General features: G+C 69.1%; 1 protein-coding gene and 1 pseudogene. Both read right to left on the bottom strand.

What is annotated here, in order from left to right; translation table 11 throughout:
- Window positions 1–723: pseudogene (locus tag DBR22_RS13625) on the bottom strand (M24 family metallopeptidase); the annotation flags it as partial.
- On the bottom strand, window positions 720–1,914 hold a 1,195-nt coding region (locus tag DBR22_RS13620; RefSeq protein ID WP_181365179.1), incomplete at its 5' end, for a PmoA family protein. The gene DBR22_RS13620 and the pseudogene DBR22_RS13625, both read right to left, overlap by 4 nt.

The raw sequence follows: 1,914 nt of genomic DNA, 5'->3' as shown, positions 1-1,914 counted from the left end.
GGCACACACCACGGCCATGGCGCGGCGGCCGAGCGGCGCGTGCGTGGCCAGCGGGTGCCGGAAATCGCTGCGGGAACTGCCGTTGCACAGGAGCACCAGCGGTTCAGCGCCTGCGGCAACCACCCGGCCGGCCAAAGCGGAAACCAGTTCGAACTCGGTGGTCTCAGGCCCTGCTGTGGACAACACATCGGTCATGATGCCTGCCAGTTCCGCACTGAGACGCGCGTACCGAGCGCTCTCGGCAGGGAGCAGTTGCTGCCGCGCCGCCCTGAGTTCGGCGGCCACTGCAGCTTCCGCCAGGGGGGTGCCGGCTGATCCCGCAGGCCCGGTGGAACGCCCGACGGCGGCGGCGGCCTCGTGGAGGTTTCCGTACCACGGCACTGAATGCAGGGTGACGCCGGCAGGAAGCTCTTCGGCGGCCATGCGGCCGGCCTCGTTGTTGAAGGTCACCAGATGGTCGCCGTCGCGGTCAACCAGCACTGCGGCGATGGGATCACCCGCCAGGCTGATGTGGACACGGCTGCCGTCCAGGTACCAGGTCAGGGCTGTATGGGTGGTCAGGAGCAGTGAATCCTGTTCCTTGGCATCGAGGATGTCCAGGACGCGGCGCCGCTTGATCCCGCGGTCGGCCGCCGAGGCCGGCGCTGTCCGTCCGCTGATGCTTGCCACATGCGGTGCCCCCAGCGGGAGCGGCGATGCTGCGGTGGTGGTGGTCTGGCTCATGACTGGTCCCCCTGTGTTTTGATCAATGTCTCTACGTCTTCAGTGTCCAGAATCCCGTCGGCGACGAATACCGCGATGCTCCGGCGAACCGGCGTTCCGGGCTGGGCAATCACGGGCTCATCCCACGCCAGCGACTGGCCTACACCCGGGTAGCCGTCCACCCGGACGAACCACGGGTCCGTGGAGCCCTCCGCGGCGACGAAGACGAGTGTTGCGGCCCCGCCGCCAGCGGCGGCTGCTCCACTGCCGCCTGCTCCAGTGCCGCCGTCGGGCGTTCCCGGGCCAAAGGTGCCCGACCACGCGAGCCACGGCGTGACACTTCCGTGCACGGCGGCTTCACCGCTGAGGGGCACACCGGCAGAACCGGGCGCCGGCGCCCATACTGTGGCACCTGAACATTCCGGCAGGCGCCAGAAGAACCCACCGTAACCACCCTGGTCGCGGCCGTTGGAACCGGGGCTGCCCAGGCTCACCGGATGATCGCCGGCGGGGGAGAGCGCAAAGTCGAGCGTCAGGCGCCAAGCACTGGGACCGGCTGGAGCCCACGTCCAGGTGCGCTCTTCGGTCAGGACAGGAGCGCCGTCGGGGCCGTTCCAGGAAAGGGTTTCGGTCAGCTCGCCGCCGTGCCCGGGACCGCTGTGTCCGGGACCGCCGTCGTTCTCCGATGATTCGCCCGTGCGGACGATGCTGCCGTGATCCGGCCGCCAGACGTATTCGCCGGCCGCCCGGGTGTACGTCCGACCGCCCCAGAAGTTGACGCCGTCCACGTCCTGCAGGGCCACGCCAACACCCAGATGCCACACATGGTCCAGCGGCTGGTGGTCGGTGACAACGGTGCCGGCGAGAGTGCGGACGGGGTGCAGATAGGGGCGCGGTGAGGACACTGCACGGATATGGCTGCCGTCCTGGTAGTCGGCCACGGTCTGCCCGGCAAGGTCAAAAGTCCGTGCCGGCGGCAGCCTGCGGGCCCACGGCACGCCAAGCTCGGCAAATGTGGCCTGTGCCTTGGCCGCCCGTTCGATCAGCTCAGGGATCCCCTTGACGACGGGGTGGGCGTCGTCGCCTTCACCCTCCCAGCTGAGGTGTTCGGCGCCGATTTCCTGCGGGTCCGGGGCCGTGCGGATGGCTTCCAGGACAGACGTAAAAGCGCCTGTGTCAGCCAAGCCGCACAGCAGGGGAGCGCTGGTGGCC

The organism is Arthrobacter sp. HMWF013 (assembly GCF_003061105.1).
In the GTDB taxonomy this organism is placed as follows: Bacteria; Actinomycetota; Actinomycetes; order Actinomycetales; family Micrococcaceae; genus Arthrobacter.
The sequence above is the reverse complement of the archived record's forward strand: the minus strand, read 5'-3'. Positions and strand labels throughout refer to the sequence as shown.